The sequence below is a fragment of the Streptomyces sp. NPDC005706 genome (assembly GCF_040631045.1).
Taxonomy (GTDB): Bacteria; Actinomycetota; Actinomycetes; order Streptomycetales; family Streptomycetaceae; genus Streptomyces.
The window spans coordinates 53,134-71,133 of record NZ_JBEXYS010000003.1 but is presented as its reverse complement, the minus strand read 5'-3'; the positions used below and the strand labels follow the sequence as shown (position 1 = coordinate 71,133).

Sequence of the window (18,000 nt, the reverse complement as noted above, 5' to 3'; positions counted from 1 at the left end):
ATCATACGCGCAGGTCGGGAACCATATGCCGGGCGATGGTGGCGATGTCCGCCAGCAGCCCGGCGGGCTGCTGGCCCAGGTCCAGTGCGTGTTGGTGAATGAGAATTCCGGCGTGCCGCACCTGGTGCGCCGCGTGCGATGCGCTGCCCCTCGCATACACCAGGTGGCCCTTACGCAGCCCGAGCGCGGTGCAGTAGGCCAGCATTTGATAAAGGTCGGCCTCAGGGAAGCCGCCCTTCCTCTCCACCTTGTACTTGGCGTCCGCGACGGCTGCCGGAGCACCGTCCGCTCCGTACAGCACGAAGTCGGGACGCATACGGACCGCGGCTGCCTCATCGAGATGATGCGTGTCCTGTAGTCGTGACGTGCGTCCCGAGCCGCGCAGAGCCTCCCTCAGGGCGACGGTCACGAAGTCCTCGAAGAGCTTGTTCATGTCGAACAGGAACCCGTCAATGACGAGTCCTCCGTGACTGTGCTCCGCGGACGCGTTGTCCAGGACCACACCGGCGAGCCGCAGGGCCGGGTGATAGCGGGCGTTGAGCCGTGTGGGTCGCCATGCGGGGATCGGCCGTCCTCGCACAGGAGCGGTCACGTCCGCCAGCCGTCCCCTCTGGTGCAGCAGCCTACGGCGCAGATCACGCGGCAGGCCGGGCAGCCGCAGCAGACGTTCGACGGCCGCCCGCAGAATGCGGTTCTCGGCGATGTCGGTGGTGAACTCGTCGTACGTCACTTCCACAGGCAGGGTGGCACCGAAACGGCGCCGGATCTGCTCCGCCTCGCGGATCCGCCCCCGGACGACCAGGGCGGCCTCCTCCGTGACCCGGTAACCCTGCAGCGGTCCCTGACGCAGCGCCCGATCCACCTGCCGTTCCACGACGTGGGCCAGCGCGGGCAGCAGGTCTCGGTGCTCGGCCACCTCCACTTCACCGTCTCGCCAGGCACTGCCCGGGTCGAGGCTGTAACCGAGCAGGAAGAAGAGCCGGGCGACGGGCGTCTTGGGGGTGATCCGCACGGTGAACGCCTCGTCCAGGCCTGGCCCGGCGACGCTCACCGCGCCCACCTTGCTGCCGGCCCGCAACGACCAGCGCCCCGCAGCGTACGGGTCGGGGGCCGCGTCCAGCACGTCACCTGCGGCCAGCGCGCGGCCCACGGCGTCCGGCAGCGGGAAGCTGACCGCCGGCGCGTGCTCGACGACCTCGACGACCGGTGTCACCCGAGCGACTCCCGCAGTGCGGCCACCCCGTACCGCCTCTCGACGTCGAGGCCCTCGCCGTAGTGATGTTCCTCCAGCAGCGGCAGGATCTTGGTCCGCCAGGTCCGCTCCAGGCCACCTTCCCGGTAGACGCCCTTCTTCATCAAGTACGAAGGCCCGATGCGGAAGTCGGCATCAGCGACGCGCGCGTTGAGGGCGTCGAGGAGGTCGGCGGGCTCGGCGCCCCTGCCCTCCCGGGCCAGCCATCGGCGCAGCAGCCCGCTCGTCGGCTCGGTACGAGGCGACAGCTCCACGAACGCGAAACGCCGGCGCATGGCCGCGTCGACGAGTGCGATGGATCTGTCCGCCGTGTTCATCGTGCCGATCACGAACAGGTTCGGCGGAAGTGCGAAGTCGTCGCCCGAGTAGGTCAGCCGGACCGACTTGTTCCGGTACTCCAGCAGGAAGTACAGCTCGCCGAAGACCTTCGCCAGGTTGGCCCGGTTGATCTCGTCGATGACCAGGAAATGCGGGATGTGCCGGTTGCCCTCACGGGAGGCGAGGTCGGCGAGCTCGCGCAGGGGCCCGGCGGTGAGGCGGAATGCCACCTCCCGAGTCTGCGGGTCCTCCTGGGGCCGGAATCCCTCGAAGAAGTCCTCGTAGGCGTAGGAGGGATGGAACTGCACGAGCTTGACCTGCTCGGGGCCGCCGCCGAGGAACTCGGCGAGCTTGAGGGCGAGGTAGGTCTTTCCGGTTCCGGGCGGCCCGTAGAACACCAACTGCCGTTCGTCCCACAGCAGATCGCGCACCTCGCGCAACCAGCTCGCATCGTGCACGAGAAGCTCGGCGGCCAGCTCCTCGGTCGGCTGGGGGAGTTCGAGTTCACGTCGGGCGGTCAGGGCGGGAAGCTCCAGAGTCGGATCTCGATCGGCGGCCTCGGCCTCCTCGATCAGATCCTCGTCGCTGATACCCAGACCGTCGATCAAATCCTTGACACTGGTCAGGTCGACGACATCGTGCTGCGCGGACAGTTTCTGCTGGAGCGTCTCGGGCAGGTCCTCGTAGGCATGTCCCGCTTCCGCCCAGTCCACCGGCCGCCGCAGATCGGATCGCCCGCCCTCGGAGGCGGTCCGTTCGACTTCGCCGGTGATCTTGCCGACGTAGAGGCTCCCACCGGAGATGGTGCACATGGTGTCCCCGGGCCTCATCCGGGAGAGGAACATGTGGAGTTCCTCCACCATCTGCACCTTCTGGTTGTACGTGGCGGTAGAGGCGTAATCCTCCTCCACGACCGCCCGTAGCCGGTCCTTGCTGATGCCCTGATCGACTACCTGCCGCAGGTGACGGGCCTGCAAAGTCACCAGTCCCTCGGGCAGCCACAGCCGGCGGACGAGGTCGAGACCTGAAACATTGGAGCCCCGCACCAGCCATGCCCGGTTGGGCCCCCACCACACCTGGTCGAGATAGTCTGACAGCGGGTGGCCGTCGACACTCTTCCACTCCAGCCATCCGTTGGCGCTGCGGCCGACGAGAATCTCGGCCGCGGCCGACGGCGAGTTGCACTCGACGTCCCGCGTAGCCTCCAGCCAGCCCGGCCACCTGACCGACTCCGTGATGACGCCCTCGTCGATCAGCCGCCGACGCAGTCGGTACGACGACGGCATCCGGACAGGGAAGGAAGGGACCACCTCTGGACGGGCGGGGGACCCGGCCAGAACGACGAACTTCTGGCTGCCGTTGGTCCCCTTCTCGGTCAGCAACCGCCCACGGGCTTCAGGGCCCCCGCCGGGCAGCCGAAGGCGGAACTCCGGGTACTCCTTGTCCGTATCGTCCACGTCGATCGCTCCCCTCAACAGCCGGACCCGGATGCAAGGTAATGCCTCCGACCGACACACTCCGTCATCCGGCCCGGCGGACGCCTCTCCCTAGTGCCCCTGAGCGCGCAGGCTTATCGGCGTCCGAACACGTGCCCCGTCCAGAACCGAGTGGTCCACGGCGGGCCGGGGTCTCGGCGCGGCCGCGGTCAGCGTAATGGTGCCTCGATCGCTCAGCGCGGTCTGCCATTCGCTCGGCCGCGGACGGCTGCCTCGCTCACCGGCGGCCTGCGCGAAGAGCCTACGAGCCGCGGCCTCTTGGCGGCCGTTCAAGCAGCCGGCGATCAGCTTCAGCTCTGTCCCGGGCGTGACGTAGGGGTCCTGGGTGAGGATGCGCCCTGCCACGAGGGCCGTCTTGTAGGCGTCCGTGTCCACGGACGCCTCCGTCGACGGCACCTGCGGATCATTCCAGTCAGGAGTGCCCGCCTGGGCCTGCACCGCCGCACGCCCCACCCGGCGGAAGCCGTCGCAGTCCAGGAAGTGAACGGCGACTTCCGGTGTGAGCGACCACAGGATGTTGGCCTGGGAGATGTCACCGATCACGAGTCCGGCGCTGTGGAACCAACCGATGGCTTCCGCGCAGGCCAGAGCCAGGGCTTTGCGCCGCTCCGGTGTTGGCTGCGGGACTTCCTGCCAGGCCACCTTGGGCGGCCTGATCAGGTACTGCAGCTCGATCAGCTTCATGGTCCCGGCAGCGGTGCGCCACGTCATGTCGGCCGGGGCGCGCCGCATCAGGAAGCCGAGTACCCGGTTACCCTCGACCACCCGGCACAGCGGCCAGGCGGCAAGGGAGTCGAGGCGGCTGCAGTCGGACTGCCCTAGGCTCTGCCGGAACGCGACGAGATCGGCGAGGGCACCGCCGTTCACCTTGGACGGGTCCTTGTACTCCTTGTAGAGCAGGGACCCGTCGGCCAGAGCACTCACATCCCCCTGGCCGCCGCTGCCCACCCGGTCCCCCAGGATGAACGAAGCGCGTGTGACGTCCGCGCCGTCTTCCGCGCTCACGTTTCCTCCTCCCATACGCAGATCACTGTCCGGTCGTCGTCGTAGGACTTGGCTCGTGTCTGCGCCTGCCAAAGGAAGTCGGACAGCGAGGGAATCTCAGGGCCGCCCCAGGCGTGGGCGAGGTGGTCGGCGAACCCCGGATCCTTCTGGGTCAGGGGGTTGGTGATGCCGTCGGTGCCGAGGAGGAGAACTTCGCCCGGCAGGGTGCGCAGCAGGGACGCTTTCACACTGCTGTAGGCATGCGGAAGCGCCTCGGTGCGGGTGTGGAGAATGGCGCCGTCATCCATTGGAGTCACGTGGTGCCAGCGGCCCTCCGCCAAGACGAAAAGCCCACCGTCGCCCACGCTGAACAGGACGCGCTCTCGGACGCGAGGGTCCGTGGGTACGAGGAGAACGTGCAGGGTGGTGGCGTAGTCCGCGTCACTGTGGATCCGATCTTCTCGACGGGCCTCTGACTGCCAGCCGGCTCGCAGTGCGTGAGCCACCCCTGTTATGACTTTGTTGGCGAGGCCGCAGAGTTCGGTCTCGTTCTGTGCACACAACGCCGAGTAGATGCTTTCGGCCTCGTGGTCCAGGTATTCAGCTGTGAGACGTGTAGCCCGATGCGACCCGACATGCGAGTAGCGCGCTGAGCCCACCCCGTCGGCGACCGCCAGTAGAAGCATCTCTGCATCCGGTGGGCCGATCCGCGTGACGGTCATGGCGTCCTGGCGACAGGTTCCCTGCCAGTTGTGGGAGTCACCACGCACCGATGCGGCCCGCACGGTGATGGGTCCCACGCGGGCACCATCCAGAAGGACAGCAGGGGAGACTGCCGCGAACGCGTCCCCGTCCCGGACGGAGGGGCGTGACAAGGGATGCGGCGGATAGCTGGGAGGACGGATACCGATGTGATCGGGTACTCCGCGTAGGGTGTCGGCCCTGACATCCGGAGTCGTCACAAGGCGCTCCGGAGCCTGGGGTGCGGGCCACTCATCTGCCTGCACCGCGTCGCCGGACTTTTCGAGACTCACCGGGCCGCTCACAGCTTGTCCAGGGAGAGGCTGGTGAAGCCGGGGACGTGGTCGTCCACTTGGAGATCGAAGCCTTCGCCGCCTTTGGAAGCCATACTGGTGGCCGAGTTGACGATGGACCGGGTGAAACTTGAGGCAAATTCGCGGAGTGCCATGGCCGCGGAGATGGAATTGTCCTGCTGAATGAACGCTTTGTAGTTGGCCACTTCCGTGATGGTCGCGGTGTCCGCGTCGCTGATCCCGAAGGCGATGATCTTCGGGGCGTACCGGAACGAATTCAGTTCCTTCAGGTCGGTCTGCCAGCCCTCGTCCGTGGGGATGCCGTCGGACAGGAAGAAGACCACCGGCCGGTACACGTCGTGGCCTTCGGCCTTCAGGTTCGCAACGTCCTTCTCGATGGTGCTCTTAAGCAGGCGGAAGGCGGAGCCGAAGGAGGTGACTCCGCCGGCCGACAGGGACGGCAGTTGTGTCAGCTCGCTCAGGTCGGCGAGCGGCTGAAGCACCGAGGCCTGCGTCGAAAAACCGATCAGCGCGAATCGGGTCTTGTCCGCGACACTCGGATTTGTGCTGATCTCCTGGTGAAGTTCGGGCAGTGCTGTGTTGATGGCGTCCACGCCACCTCCGGCCATGGAACCGGATTCGTCACACACCATGTAGAAGGGAAGGATCTGCATGGACTCTCCTGAGCTCAAAAAGACGGCGTGGTGACGGCGTGGCCGTCAGCGGGTGTAGAAGTAGATCTCCAGGTCGGCCGCGCCGGAGGCGCCGCCGTTCCAGAAGTCCCGTGTCGTGGCGTCGCTGAACATGCGCGGCCGCGCCTGGTGCAGGGATTTGTTGATATCGCGGGCGTACGCCTGACCGTCAGCGGGTTCGTGGGCCTGGCCGAAGGTCAGCACGAAGGCCGCGTCGCGCTCCTTGTAGCGAGCGGTGGCGGCACGCAGCTCCTTCACCATCCGCGCGGTGTCACCCGTCGCGGCCGTCACATGGAGCTTGACCGGCTTGCGCTCCACCGACCGCGGACCCGTCGGAGTCGGGCTCGGCTTGGGCGACGGCTTGGCGTCGGCCGACGGGGAAGGAAGCGCAGCGGCTCGGGCCGCCAGCGGATCCCCTCGGTCGCCCATGGACACCAGCGCAAGGACGAGCAGCATGTCGGCGAAGAGCCACCCGGCAAGGTGCAGAGGGGTGAACCTGAACCTCGGCTTGCGAGGGCTCACCGTGCCGATCCGATCCCGGCCTGCAGCTCCCTCGCTTGCTGCAGCTCTTCCTTCGCAAGCAGCAGTTCATCCTCGGCGCGCCGCTGGGCTGCCTCGGCTCCGATTCGCGCTGCCTCCGCTTCGGCTCGCGCAGCCTCGGCGTCCGCTCGTGCCGAAGCCACGTCGGCTCGTGCGGTCTCCGTCTCACTGAGCGCCCGCGCCAAGGCGTCGGTGACGCTCGCGAAGCGGTCGGCAGCGTCGTGCAGTGCACGGCTGCGGGCCTCGATACCTTGCAGCGCCTCCCGGGAGGCCTCCGCGGCTTCGCTGGAGCGCTCAGCGACCGCGCCGAGGTCGTCGAGCAGCCGGCCGTTGACGTCTGAGACGACCTCGATGCCCGTGGTGAACCCACGCTGAGAGGCGGCCAGCACGGTCAGGGAGTCCTCGACCTGCTGAGCCGCGTCGGACAGTGCGCCGCGGACACGGTCGCCGTTGTCACCCACCGCCGACTCCAACCGGTCCGCGGCACGACCGAGGACGTCGCGCATCGCGTCGCCGGCCGCTCGCAGGTCTTCCAGCGCCTTGTCGAGCACGCTGGTCTGCCCGCTGACGGCGTCGGCCAGCTGTCGTCCCGCCTGGGTCACCGGATCGGCGAGATTCCGAACAGCGGTTTGGATGGCCGTACCACTGTCCCGGACGGTTTCCTCGATCTGCCTCACCACTTGCTCGATCGGCCGCACGTACGACTCGGCCTGGGAGAGGCGCTGCTCCGCCTTGTCCATGGCCTCGCTCACGAGTTCCGCGGCGCGAGTGAGCTCCTCCTGCGTGGTGATGGCCTTGGAGTGCATCCGCTGGAGTCGTCCCGCCGCCGAGTTGAGCTCTACCGCGAAGCGCTGAGGGGAAGCTACACGATGGCGGTTGAGGCAGAGCTGCGCACGTGTCAGAACCGGGGTCAGGCGTGCGAGGACCGCCTCGACACGACTGCGTGCCTGCTCCTCGCCACGTTCGGTGGCGGTGCGACGGTAGCCGTGAACCGCGGTGAGGACGAACAACATCCCCAGTGCAACGCAACCGGTCACGGCGACGTGCCCGAACCGGAACACGTCGCCCAGGTGCCCGTCGAACCCGGACTGCCACAGCTGGAGGAACGGCCGGCCGGCCGCCTTGGGGTCGTCTCCGGTGAGTGCTCCGTAGGCGCTCGACGCCTGCCAGAGCCCGAACCACGTGAAGAGCAGGGGCAGAAAGACCAAGGCGCCGAGAGCCCAGTCGAGCGAAGAGTTGAACCGCGCCCAGCGGCCCCCCTCCGAGGTTTCGGCAATGCTCTCAGGCCGTGCGAAATGCCCCATCAGATCCAGTTCGGCCCACGGGTCGAGGGCCTCCGGGTCACTGGAGTCCAGTGCCTGGGCCAGTGCGCGCAGTTCGTCGGCGCGCGGCGCGAGCAACGGCTCCTGCGCCATGTCGTCGAGGTGACGTGCCGCCACCCCGTTGTCGATTTGAGTCCCCGCGAACATTCCCTACCCCTGCCCGGCGATACCGGGCCATCTGTGCAGATCCACGTGACACCAAGCGCAGCGGTGCCTCGATGCTCACGTCTGCGTGGTAACAAACATGGCGCCTACAATGTTCACATCTTCTTCACTGCTTGCGCAACAATAGGCGAGAATCACGTGACTGGTGTGGCGTGTTGAGAGCCATTGATATCGATCAGTGATGTAAGGGGAGGGCTGCGTTGAGCGGTGACGGAAGGCAGCGGGGGGTCATCCGGCTGGGCCGAGGAGCAGCGCCCGTCCAACCTGAGCTTGGGCCGCGACGCGAACGAGAACCGCAGACGCGCACCGTGGACCTCACCAAGCAGACGCCGCACGCCCAGATCACCGGCCGGGGTATCTTGCAGGTGAACCTCAACTGGTCGGTCACCGCGGAAGCCGACCTCGATCTGGGCTGCATGGTTCTCACCCGCAGTGGAAAGGGCACCGCGGTACAGCCTCTCGGACAGGAGTGGGGAAGCCTGGACGCCTGGCCCTATGTCAGCATCGACCAGGACGACCGGACCGGCGAGACCTCCGACGGGGAGACCCTTCGCATCAGCCTCGAGAAGCGCCGCAAGTTCAGGAAGCTCCTCGTCTATGTGTACATCTACGAGGGCTCGGCCGACTTCCGAAAGCTCGGAGGCGTCGTCACCGTCAGCGCACCGAGCAGCACCTGGCGGATCCACCTCGACGACTCCCCGGCCGGAGCCACGGCGTGTGCCATCGCGCTGCTGACCCCAGGGCAGGACACACTCGAGCTCCGACGCGAGGTTCGCTGGTTCACCGCGCAGCCGTGGTTGTCGAACCAGCAGCTCATCGACCAAGCGTACGGCTTCGGGTTCGAGTGGGTGCCGGGGAGCAAGCCGCCGTTGTGAGTTGGAGCCGGTCCGGTGTGGCTTCTGACCGATCCGGTCGCAGCACCCAGCTCACCGCAGCGCCGCGCGCATCCACGCACCCGCTTGCTCCGGCGGGGCGTGTGTGTTGATGCCGAGCACGTGGATGACGCCCAGGCCGCGCTGAGGGCTCCCGATCTGGAGGGTGCGCTGGGCGTACCCTCCCGGCTGGGGATGCACGATGACCGCACTACGCGCGACGGCGGGGGTGTAGCCAGCGCTATAGGTCAGGAGCTGGTGGATGTCGCCCGCGCTCACGCCGTGGCGGTCGTAGCGCTTGTACTTGGCGTCGACGGGCAGCAGGGTGTGCTGGTCCGTGCCGGGGTCGGGCAGGCTGAGCAGAAGGTCGGGGCGGAACGTCGAGGTGCTGCCGAGGTCGTCGCGCACGGTGATGCCGGTCGCTCCGCTGCTGGGGACCGGGCGGCCTCCGCACGGGGCTGCTGCCTCGGTGGCGAGCCGCCGGACGACGGCTTCCCAGAGCGCGGGCATGGCCAGTAGGAGGCCGCCCGCCGTAGTGCCGTCGTCGGTCAGCAGGTCGCTCACGCCTCCGCCGCGCAGCAGCAAGCGGGCCCACGTGTGGGCAGGCCGGTAGCGGGCATTGAGGCGCGTGTACCGAGTGCGCTCGAGTGCGCGCAACGCGGCGGCCGGCGTGCCGGAACGCGTCGGCCACGTCGTGCAGGCCGCGGGCGAGTCCGGAGTCGGTCGTCAGACTGAGCGCGGCCTTCAGTGCCGTTCCCAGGGCGCGGTTGTCCCAGACGTCCGCCTCTCGGTCGAAGGTACGGACATGCAACTGATCCAGTTGCCCGAAGCGGCGGGTGGCCTGTGCGGCGATGTCCAGGCGCCCCCGCAGCACCGGCTCGAGGCTCTGGCGACGGACGTAGTCCCGACGCAGCCCCTCCCGCAGGAGCCTCTCGCACTCCTCCAGCAGTGCGGCGGCCAGGAGGTCGGCGTAGCCGTCAGGGGCGGTGGACCAGCGTCTGACCGACGTCGGGACAGGAGTGTGGAGCGCGTAGGCGAGCCAGGTCATGAGCTGCTCGCCCGGGATGGCGAACTTCGGTTCGAGGACGAGCCGTAGCCGATCCAAGGGCAGTACGCCGACGGTGGCCTCGGCCTTGAGCCGCCACCCCGCACGGGTCGTGGTCAGGGTGAGGCAGCCGCGTGCTTGCAGGGCGTGCAGCCGGTCGATATCCCGGGCGGTGAGCTGGTCAGGACCCAGCTCAGCGGCCTTGTACTCGCCGAGCCGGACCTCGGGGCGGCGGTCAGGCATCAGGGCGCGTCGTGTCGCTCGTGAACTCGGTGGCCAGCGCGTCGGCCAGGTCCTGGGGGGACATGAGCACGGGGCGCCCGGTGTCCTGGTCGACCAGGCCGCCGACGATGCGGTGCAGCAGGTCGGCGCGGCCGAGGCAGTAGTCCTCCAGGAGCGGTACCACCTCGTGGTGGAAGGCGGCGGCCAGGTCCTCCTCGGTGGCGATCGGCTCCCCGTCACGCATCAGGTAGGCGTGCCCGATCTGGTGATCGGAGTCGAGGTGGTGCGCGATACGGCTGTTGAGAGTCTCGAAGAAGGCCGCCAGGTCGAGCGGTCCGACCGTTCCCGACACGGCGTCCGGGTCGGGACCCACGGACAGGAAGGCGAAGCGGCGGCGCACCGCGGCGTCCAGGTGGCTGATGCTCCGGTCGGCCGTGTTCATCGTGCCGATGATCCGGACGTTCGGCGGCACGGAGAAGCTGCGCTTGCTGACCGGCAGGTCGACGGGCAAGTTCCGTTTGTCGAGTTCGAGGAGCGTGATCAGTTCGCCGAAGATCCTCGGCAGGTCGCCGCGGTTGATCTCATCGATGATGAGGAGAAAGTCCTGGTCGGGATGGTCGGCGGCGCGGCTGCAGAGCGTGTGGAACAAGCCGTCCGAGAGGGCGAGGGTCAACCCGGAGCCCTTGGCGTCGAGGTCCGGCTTGAAGCCCTCGACGAAGTCCTCGTATCCGTAGGAAGGATGGAAGGTGACCAGCCGGACCCGATCACCACTCAACACCTCGGCCTGCGCCTGCGTACGTCGCTCCGGTTCCGAACCGTCGAGTACGTCGGCGCGGCCGGCCAGAGCGAGGGCTGCGCCGAGGGCGAGCCGTGTCTTGCCGGTGCCGGGCGGCCCGTGCAGGATGACCTGCCCCTTGCGCTTGAGGGCGTCCAGGACTGCCTGAACGTCCTCGGGGAGGGCGACGGGAGCGGTTGACTCCGCGGAATTCCTGTCCGGCACGGAGTCAGCCCGGTGGCTGATGATCCTTGCGAAGAGGGAGGGATTGACCTTGGCGAAGGTGGACCGCCACTGCTGAGGCTCGGACAGCCTCTGCGCGTGGGAGACGTCCCAGTCGACGGGAACGACGTGCTGGAACTCCTCGCGAGTGCCCGAGTCCTCAAAGCGGTAACTCCCGTTGACCGTACCCGTGGCCAAGACCTGGTCGACTCCTCTGTTGGCCACGATCCGGTCGCCCTCTTCCAAGTCACGGAAGGCCAGCAGCCGACGGGCCAGGGTCAAACTGCCCCCGCTCTTGCCAGGCCAATGTGCGTCCAGCGCCTGCTTCAGATCCGTGTCGCTCTGGTAGAGGGCGAGGTCCCCGAGTTCATCCCAGCCGACGCAGATGAACCCGCCCTCCCGGCATTCCTCCCACAGCCTGCCCCGTTCACCCGGTGCGATCTTCCAGACGATGGGCTTGCGGGGTCGCGGGTCGAACCGTTCGTACAGGAAGTGCATCACCTCCTGCCCCGTCCAGTCCTCGAACTCCTCACGGGACCGAACGAGTTCGAGCAGGCGCCGATTGCTTCGCCAGGCCGGTGCGTCCCCCTGGGCGGAGCCGCCCAACCGGATGATGAATCGGCGTAGGTGCTCTCCTGCGTAGATGGGCAGGAAGTGCTGAGGGAAGTAGGTCGCCAGTGACTTTGTCACCAAGGCCGGACCGAAGCGCAGCGCGCCGAGGTCGTCCAGAGCCTCGAAGTCGCCCGCCCCTACAGCATCGAAAGCCTGCGTGAACTGTGCCCGCAGTTCCCTCCAGGCGTCCTGCGGGTCCATGCCACGGAGAGGAGCTGCCAAGCGCCACTCGCCCGAGTGATGGCGGAAACATGATGTGCTTCGCGGCGCTGCCGCCCCTGATGCTGCCCAGGTGCGGAGTGAGGAACTCGAGCAGCCGGCAGTACGTCGGTTCCGACCCGGCGGGCGAGGGCTGCCCGAGGGCGTAGCGCTCGAGCGGCAGCGTCATCCACCCCTCCGGAGGGAAGAGGGAGAGCACCCGTTCGCGCTCCGCCTCGGCGGCCGACTCCATCTCCGCGACGGCCGTCCGATCGAACTGGCCCGCCGCCGTGCCCACATCCACCCCACCTGTCATGCCGCCATGATGCCGGAAGCCCACAACTCGCTGTTCCGTGTTGGTACTTCGTATGCGGCCGGCTGAGTCGGCTGACACCATGGACCGGTGCAGGCAGTGCAGGCAGCTCCAGCTCCGCACCCGCGGAGGTCAGCGACTCAGGCGATGGGGGAGCCGTGGAGGACTGGATCTACATCCTCAACCCGAACAAGGACACGTTGGACGGGGAACCCTCCACCAAGGAGACCATCCGCCGCCTCGCCCACGAAGAACCCGAACTCGACCTCTGGCTCAGCCGACGCAACCGTATGAGCCCCGGAGATCGCCTGTGGTTCTTCTTCAGCCAACCGGAGTCGGCCGTGGCGGCGCTGGCCGAGGTCGACGAGAAGCCGCGCGAGGATCCCGACGACCCGGATTTCTCGTACCGGGTCGAGGTGACCCTGCTGCCGGAGGCGACCGACGCCTTGTGCGGCAGCCCGGTCGGCCGGGCGGAACTGGGACTCGGGCAGGTGAGGTCGGTGCAGAAGGTGAAACCCGAGGCATTGCCGGTGCTGCTGGCGAGGGCGGGGTTGTAGGACGACGGGACCGATGCGACGGGGGGACGGGTCTCTGGCGCGAGACCTCTCGCCCGTCGAGCAGTGAGTTCACGTCCGAGGGCTACCGCTGGGAGCCGGTGACTGGCTGAGGGGCCACACCCGCCGTGGGGCCGCGGGTCACTCGGCTCCGGCGGCCGCCAGGTGCTCGCGCATCAGATCAGCGATGTCCGTGGTGTCTCCTGTCGCCGGCAGGCGCCAAGGCGTCTCGTCCCCGTTCTCCATCACGAAGCTGCTCATGAAACGCACACTGGCAGGTGAGGGGACGTATGAGTCTCGGAGCCACACGGCAAAGGCAGCCGCTTCTTCGGGCGTCGCCTCGATGACGCTGATGTAGGCGTAGTCGACGGTCGGCATTGCTGACGTACCGGTGAGGAAAATTTCCGGGGCCACCTCGATCTCGAAGTCCAGGACCGGGAGGTCGCGCAGGGCGGAGGTATTCGTCTCCAGGAAGGCGCCCGGGAAATCCCGTTCCAGCGCGTCACGGAAGGTTTCCAGGCTCGCCTGCCAGGCCGCCGGGTTGTCCGCGGGCGGAGCGAAGACGAAGTTCGACCGCTGGTTGTACTCGGTTGTCACAGAAGTCCTTCACTCTCAGGGTACGTATCGCGCGGAACCGCTGACACCGTTCATGGCGATCATCGACTCCCAGTAGACGGCGTTGTCCTTGCCGTTGGTCACGATCTCAAGTCCACGGATCTCCGAGTTGGCGGGATTGGCCATTGCGCTCTTGTACCGGCGCAACTCCCGCTCGTCACCGCCGTACATTCCGTCGATCATCGGGTCGAACTTCAGTCTCCCCTTGTCGTCGACCTTCACCGGCTTGGCCAGGGTCTCGTTGACCCGCTCGATGGTGCGAAAGCTGCGCTTCTTGCAGTCAGGGTCCTGCACGTGTTTGGCCTCGACCAGGTAGCCGTCGACCGGGCGTATGCCGTCCACCATGAGACCACGCTGACGCCCGGCGAGGGGAACCTCACGCTCCGGGTATCCCGCCACGCGCAGCTGGTAGGCGTTGTTGGGGTTCGTGGCCCCACCGCCTCCGGCGAAGCCGCCCGTGTTCAGCGAATTGAGCCAGGTCCGGAAGTGTTGCTGCTCGGCAGGTGTGAGCAGACGGGTGGTGCCGGGCTCCGGGGCGATGGGGTCCTGCGCGGGTATGGACGGATCCACCCTGCTCGCCATCGGCATGAGTCCCGGTACCTGTCCGTGGAACGAGGCGAGGGTGACCGGTAGCGGAACACCGCCCGGCACCGGCACCGGCAGGAGAGGGGGGAACGGGGGCCCGGGTGGGTCGTCCGAGCCCTGGGGGAGCTTGACCCGGCGCTCGGACTCGTCGAGGGCGTGGGCGACGTTGCCGAGGCGGTGGATCCACACGTCGCCGAGTACGGCGTCCAGCAGTCCGCCGTCGTCGCCGTTGCCGCCGAACATCGGCTGGTCCCAGGGCATGTCGACATGGAACGGGTCCGTCCGGTCCTGGATGATCTTCCGCTTGGCCGCCTCGACGTGGTCGGCGTACTGGTCGCAGGCCTTGGCGAGCTGGGTGCAGGCGGCCACGAGGTTGGCCACCAGGGTCTCGTCCTGCTGGGCCTGGTCCGGGGGTTCGGCGAAACCGACGAAGCCCGCGAAGTAGCGGCGGAACGCGTCCGCGGCCTCCCCGGAGTGCGCCTTGTCCGCGGTGTGCGCATAGGCCTGGGCATCATGCATGAAGCGCAGCATCATCTTGCCGCCCGCCCGCCAGGAGCCGGCCACGTCACGCAGTTTCTCCGGTGAACCACGGAAGCGGTCGCTCATACCGGCGGGCGCGTACTGGTCGTACCAGGCGGTGTCGCCGACGACCTCCGGAAGTTCCTGCCCGAGGCCCAGGAAGCTCTCCGTGCAGTCGGCGCCGGGATCGCCCATGCCTGCTGTCAGGTCGACCTGCTTCTCCAGGATGGCCGAGGCGATGTGGCTCTCGCGTGCCATGAACTCGCGGACGTTCCGCATCAGCCCCTTGCCGGTCTCACCCATCACGTAGGCGCTGAAGCCCATCTTGTCGAGCGTGGTGGCCGCTGCGGAGTCGTAAACCTTCGCGAACGCCCGCCCCGCGTCGTCGTCCCCCGCCATGCCGTGCTGACGGTCCAGCTCGTGAAAGAGCGCGATGGCGGTGTCACGGGTGCCGACCATGACCGTCCCCACCATGCCCATGGACGCCTTGATCATGCCATCGGCGATGACCTTCAGGTCCGGTGGCAGCCCCACACGAATCTCCTCACGTCGAATGGCCGTGCAACAGAAGGACGTTGAACGTCTTTTCTACCGCACAGAGATTCGCGGGGCTCAGCGGCACCACGATGGGGCGCGCTTCAGTCCGGGGGCCCGGTAAGCGTGGTCAGTTCCGCCCAGACAGTCTTGCCGCCGGGCGGACACGGCTCCGTGACCCAGCGGTCGGCCAGGGCGGTCACCATGAGCAGGCCGCGACCCGACTCCGCGTCCGGGGGCGCCGTTAGGTCTGCGGTGGGGGAGGGGAGGCGGTCACCTCGCGCGTCCGTCACGGCGATCCGCAGTAGGCCGGCCGTCGGATCGAGGTGGAGCGTCAAGCGGAAGTCGCGGCCCTGAACGCGGCCGTGCAGTGCCGCGTTGGCGGCCAGTTCGGCGACGATCTGCTCCGCACGCTCGGCCACGGCAGAGGGGATCTGCCAGGTCTGGAATTCCGCGACAGCGAGCAGACGGGCGAGCCGTGCGCCGCGGCGCGTGGACGACAGCTGCTGCGCGAACGTCCGGACGGTGGTGGGGGAGTGGGGCGTGCTCACGTTCATGCGGTCACCGTGTCGCGAGTGGGGCGGCGTGCGCCAGAAGCGAGGCCCGTACGTGGAGTCAGCGTACGGACACGTTCGGTGGACAGTACGAATTGGGTTTGGCCACTCTGGGTGTTCTCGATCAGGGGGAACTGGCACGTGTGCACCTGGAGGTGGGCCTCGAATGACGACCGACAACCTCGAACCGGCGGCCGGCGCGGAGTGCGAGCGGGAACCGGATCCGTCGGACAGTCTGCGGACGTTCGGGGCGGTGGTTCAGGCGCTGCGCGAGCATGCGGGACTGAGTCGGGTGGAGTTCGGGGAGATGGTGCGCTTCTCCAAGCACACGGTGGAGTCGGTGGAGCTGGGGCGGCGGATGCCGGACGCGTCGTTCGTGGAGCGGGCGGAGGAGGCGCTGGGCAACACGGGGGCGTTACGGCACTCGGCCAGGTTCCTGACTCGTGGGGAGGCGGGGTTGGCGGCTTGGTTCCGGCAGTGGGCTCGGCTGGAACGGCGGGCGGTGAGCCTGTGCACGTATGAGTGCCGGTTGATTCCGGGACTGTTGCAGTCGGAGGGGTACGTGCGGGCCCTCTGCGACAACGAGATTCCGCCTCTGTCGGACGAGGCTCTTGAAACCACTGTGCGGGCGCGCATGGAGCGTCAGCAACTACTCAGGGAGAGATGCAACACGACGTTCGACTTCGTCATGGAGGAAGCCGTCTTCATGCGCCGCTTGGGCGGCACGCAGGTCACCGCCGAGCAGCTCGACCTCATCCTTGAGCTCAGCTCACTGCGCAACGTGACGGTGCAGATCATGCCTGCGGACAGCGAACAACACTCCTGCCTTTCGGGACCTGTCCGGCTACTGGAGACACCAGATGGACGCTGGCATGCCTACTCCGAAGGTCAGGAGAACGGCCGCTTGATCACTGACCCGAAAGAGGTGAGCAGGATCCACATGCGCTATGCGAGACTGCGCTCGCAGGCACTTACCCCGAAGGACTCCACGGGCCTGCTGGTGCGGATCAGAGGAGCTTTATGAACGTTTCCGAACTCGGCTGGTTCAAGTCCAGCTACAGCAGCGCACAGGGTGATGACTGCGTGGAAGTGGCCGTCACCGAACAGGGCGTTCACGTACGTGACTCCAAGGATGCGATGTGCACCCCCTTCGCCGTGAGCCGGGACGGCTGGTCGCGCTTCCTGGACTTCCTCGCGGGGTGCTAAAGGTGACGCGCCACGGTGGTAGCCCGTAGGCGCATGCCACCGTGACGCGTGAACCGGCTTGTCGCAGTTGAGGGTATAGTCCGGCTGCGCACCTGGCTGACGATCAGCGCTCACTCAGCCTTTCTCGCCGCGCTCCTCCTCGCCTCCGCGCCGACGGCGCACTCGCCCGGCGATCTCGCTGGAGAGTTTGCCCTTGACCGAGTTAGCACGGTCGAGGGTCTCGTTGCCGAGGCTTCTGGCGGCAACGACGCTCTTTGATCCTGTCTCGATCGCCTTGTCCCTCACCACCGCGGCCGCGTCCACCCATCGTCTCGCCTCCGATGACCGGCGACCGGACTCAATCCCGAGCCGTCCGTGGAAGTCATGGACACCGGTCACGACGTGGTTGGCCGACTTGACTACAGCCGGGGACTTGGTCGGGTTCAGTAGCACCTTCGCATTCGCCGTGTCAGCAGCCGCGGTCATCCGGGCCATCAGACGCTCGGTGCTCCGTGCGATGAGCTCCAGCCGGTTCTGTCGGGCGGTCCGAAGCCCGATACGATGTTGGTCCAGCTGGTCCGGATTCGCGTCCAGCACTCGGTCGAGTTCGAGCACGGCGATCGCGTCCTGCAGTTGGAAGCAACGAGCCAGGACAGCTAGCCACTCCTGCGCCTTGGACTCGGCTTCCTTGGCCGTCGTGGCGAGATCACCGATCTTGGTCTTGCTCTCCATCTTCTCCGCAAGTGCGTCGAGTTGGCGCAACGTGTATGCCTGCGTATCCGCGATCGTCGCCGGCGCGCCCTGCACCTTCGACCACGCGACCTCGGAGACCCGGCCCACCTGCTCTCGGATGGTCATGGTCTCCTCGATCATGAAGTCCACCCCGATCATGCGGGCAACTACAGCGTCCTTCTGGGCGCGGAGCACGTCGTCGACCTTCTCGTCGATCCTGGCGAGGTAGTCGGTGATCTCGTCCATGGTCTGCTGCATCGCGAGCTGTGCCATGATCCCCGCGGCACCGGACAGAAGCGCCGGGTTGCTCAGGAGCGAGCCGGCCCCCTTCTCGACCTGGAGCCAGTTCTTGATTGACCCGGGTTTCCCCACCATCGCATGGCTGACGCCTGGCGTCTTGCTTTCCATCAGCCCGAACTTCTTGACACGCTCCGCGGACTCCTGGGTCAGCTTTACCCAGCGACCGGAGTTGGCGCCGATCTCCGACCCTGCCTGCGCGGCTGCGGCCCCGGTGCCGAAGGCGGACTTGAGCCGTTGCAGTCCGAGGTCCTTGGACGGCAGTCCCTCCGAGACGAGGAAGCGTTCGACATCCGTCGTGTTCCCGATGACCGCCAGTCCATCACCGTCACTGATGAGCTGAATCTCGTTGTCCATTGCCCG

General features: G+C 67.4%; 17 protein-coding genes and 1 pseudogene. 4 read left to right on the top strand and 14 right to left on the bottom strand.

What is annotated here, in order from left to right; translation table 11 throughout:
• Position 1 precedes the first annotated feature (1 nt).
• From ABZ478_RS06885 to ABZ478_RS06855, 7 genes are all read right to left on the bottom strand, one after another.
• Positions 2–1,213 carry a restriction endonuclease gene (locus ABZ478_RS06885; protein WP_359546019.1) on the bottom strand — a complete coding sequence of 404 codons (1,212 nt, stop codon included), beginning with the start codon at positions 1,211–1,213 and terminating at the stop codon, positions 2–4.
• On the bottom strand, positions 1,210–3,027 hold the full coding sequence (locus ABZ478_RS06880) for a DUF4357 domain-containing protein (RefSeq protein ID WP_359546018.1): 1,818 nt from the start codon (positions 3,025–3,027) through the stop codon (positions 1,210–1,212). Before ABZ478_RS06880 ends, ABZ478_RS06885 begins: the two co-directional genes overlap by 4 nt.
• A 90-nt stretch (positions 3,028–3,117) precedes the next feature.
• Positions 3,118–4,071 carry a hypothetical protein gene (locus ABZ478_RS06875; RefSeq protein ID WP_359546016.1) on the bottom strand — a complete coding sequence of 318 codons (954 nt, stop codon included), beginning with the start codon at positions 4,069–4,071 and terminating at the stop codon, positions 3,118–3,120.
• Positions 4,068–4,850 carry a protein phosphatase 2C domain-containing protein gene (locus ABZ478_RS06870; RefSeq protein ID WP_359546014.1) on the bottom strand — a complete coding sequence of 261 codons (783 nt, stop codon included), beginning with the start codon at positions 4,848–4,850 and terminating at the stop codon, positions 4,068–4,070. The genes ABZ478_RS06875 and ABZ478_RS06870 overlap by 4 nt, the downstream gene beginning before the upstream one ends.
• 242 nt (positions 4,851–5,092) lie before the next feature.
• The gene (locus ABZ478_RS06865; protein ID WP_359546013.1) at positions 5,093–5,758 is read right to left on the bottom strand and encodes a VWA domain-containing protein; all 666 of its coding nucleotides are present in this window, start codon (positions 5,756–5,758) and stop codon (positions 5,093–5,095) included.
• A 45-nt stretch (positions 5,759–5,803) separates the two neighbouring features.
• Positions 5,804–6,298: a hypothetical protein gene (locus ABZ478_RS06860; protein WP_359546011.1), complete on the bottom strand. Its 495-nt coding sequence runs from the start codon at positions 6,296–6,298 to the stop codon at positions 5,804–5,806.
• Positions 6,295–7,785, bottom strand: a complete 1,491-nt coding sequence (locus ABZ478_RS06855; protein WP_359546009.1) for a hypothetical protein — start codon at positions 7,783–7,785, stop codon at positions 6,295–6,297. Before ABZ478_RS06855 ends, ABZ478_RS06860 begins: the two co-directional genes overlap by 4 nt.
• 326 nt (positions 7,786–8,111) lie before the next feature.
• On the opposite strand from ABZ478_RS06855, the gene ABZ478_RS06850 reads away from it, so the two are divergent.
• Positions 8,112–8,678 carry a tellurium resistance protein gene (locus ABZ478_RS06850; protein WP_359546007.1) on the top strand — a complete coding sequence of 189 codons (567 nt, stop codon included), beginning with the start codon at positions 8,112–8,114 and terminating at the stop codon, positions 8,676–8,678.
• 51 nt (positions 8,679–8,729) lie between these two features.
• On the opposite strand, the gene ABZ478_RS06845 is transcribed toward ABZ478_RS06850, so the two are convergent.
• The 3 genes and pseudogenes from ABZ478_RS06845 to ABZ478_RS06835 all read right to left on the bottom strand — a co-directional run bounded on the left by ABZ478_RS06845 (position 8,730) and on the right by ABZ478_RS06835 (position 11,752).
• Positions 8,730–9,332, bottom strand: coding sequence for a hypothetical protein (locus ABZ478_RS06845; protein WP_359546005.1), 603 nt, complete (start codon positions 9,330–9,332; stop codon positions 8,730–8,732).
• 58 nt (positions 9,333–9,390) lie between these two features.
• A pseudogene (locus tag ABZ478_RS06840) lies at positions 9,391–9,963 on the bottom strand (PE-PGRS family protein); the annotation flags it as partial.
• On the bottom strand, positions 9,956–11,752 hold the full coding sequence (locus ABZ478_RS06835) for an AAA family ATPase (RefSeq protein ID WP_359546003.1): 1,797 nt from the start codon (positions 11,750–11,752) through the stop codon (positions 9,956–9,958). The pseudogene ABZ478_RS06840 and the gene ABZ478_RS06835, both read right to left, overlap by 8 nt.
• A gap of 468 nt (positions 11,753–12,220) precedes the next feature.
• On the opposite strand from ABZ478_RS06835, the gene ABZ478_RS06830 reads away from it, so the two are divergent.
• Positions 12,221–12,619 (top strand): hypothetical protein, encoded by a 399-nt coding sequence (locus ABZ478_RS06830; RefSeq protein WP_359546001.1) that lies wholly within the window; start codon positions 12,221–12,223, stop codon positions 12,617–12,619.
• Positions 12,620–12,757: 138 nt separating this feature from the next.
• Here the strand turns inward: ABZ478_RS06830 and ABZ478_RS06825 are convergent, their stop codons facing one another.
• From ABZ478_RS06825 to ABZ478_RS06815, 3 genes are all read right to left on the bottom strand, one after another.
• On the bottom strand, positions 12,758–13,213 hold the full coding sequence (locus tag ABZ478_RS06825) for a hypothetical protein (protein ID WP_359545999.1): 456 nt from the start codon (positions 13,211–13,213) through the stop codon (positions 12,758–12,760).
• Between the two features lie 15 nt (positions 13,214–13,228).
• The gene (locus ABZ478_RS06820; RefSeq protein ID WP_359545997.1) at positions 13,229–14,869 is read right to left on the bottom strand and encodes a restriction endonuclease fold toxin-2 domain-containing protein; all 1,641 of its coding nucleotides are present in this window, start codon (positions 14,867–14,869) and stop codon (positions 13,229–13,231) included.
• Between the two features lie 104 nt (positions 14,870–14,973).
• Positions 14,974–15,426, bottom strand: coding sequence for an ATP-binding protein (locus ABZ478_RS06815; protein WP_359545995.1), 453 nt, complete (start codon positions 15,424–15,426; stop codon positions 14,974–14,976).
• A gap of 163 nt (positions 15,427–15,589) precedes the next feature.
• Here ABZ478_RS06815 and ABZ478_RS06810 point away from each other — a divergent pair, with 163 nt between their 5' ends.
• Both ABZ478_RS06810 and ABZ478_RS06805 read left to right on the top strand, forming a co-directional pair.
• Entirely contained in the window at positions 15,590–16,447 is an 858-nt protein-coding gene (locus tag ABZ478_RS06810) for a helix-turn-helix transcriptional regulator (protein ID WP_359545993.1), read from the top strand.
• A complete protein-coding gene (locus ABZ478_RS06805) occupies positions 16,444–16,629 on the top strand; it encodes a DUF397 domain-containing protein (RefSeq protein ID WP_359545991.1) in 186 nt (61 codons plus the stop codon). The genes ABZ478_RS06810 and ABZ478_RS06805 overlap by 4 nt, the downstream gene beginning before the upstream one ends.
• Before the next feature lie 114 nt (positions 16,630–16,743).
• Here ABZ478_RS06805 and ABZ478_RS06800 read toward each other — a convergent pair whose 3' ends face one another.
• On the bottom strand, positions 16,744–17,994 hold the full coding sequence (locus ABZ478_RS06800; RefSeq protein WP_359545989.1) for a hypothetical protein: 1,251 nt from the start codon (positions 17,992–17,994) through the stop codon (positions 16,744–16,746).
• Positions 17,995–18,000 lie beyond the last annotated feature (6 nt).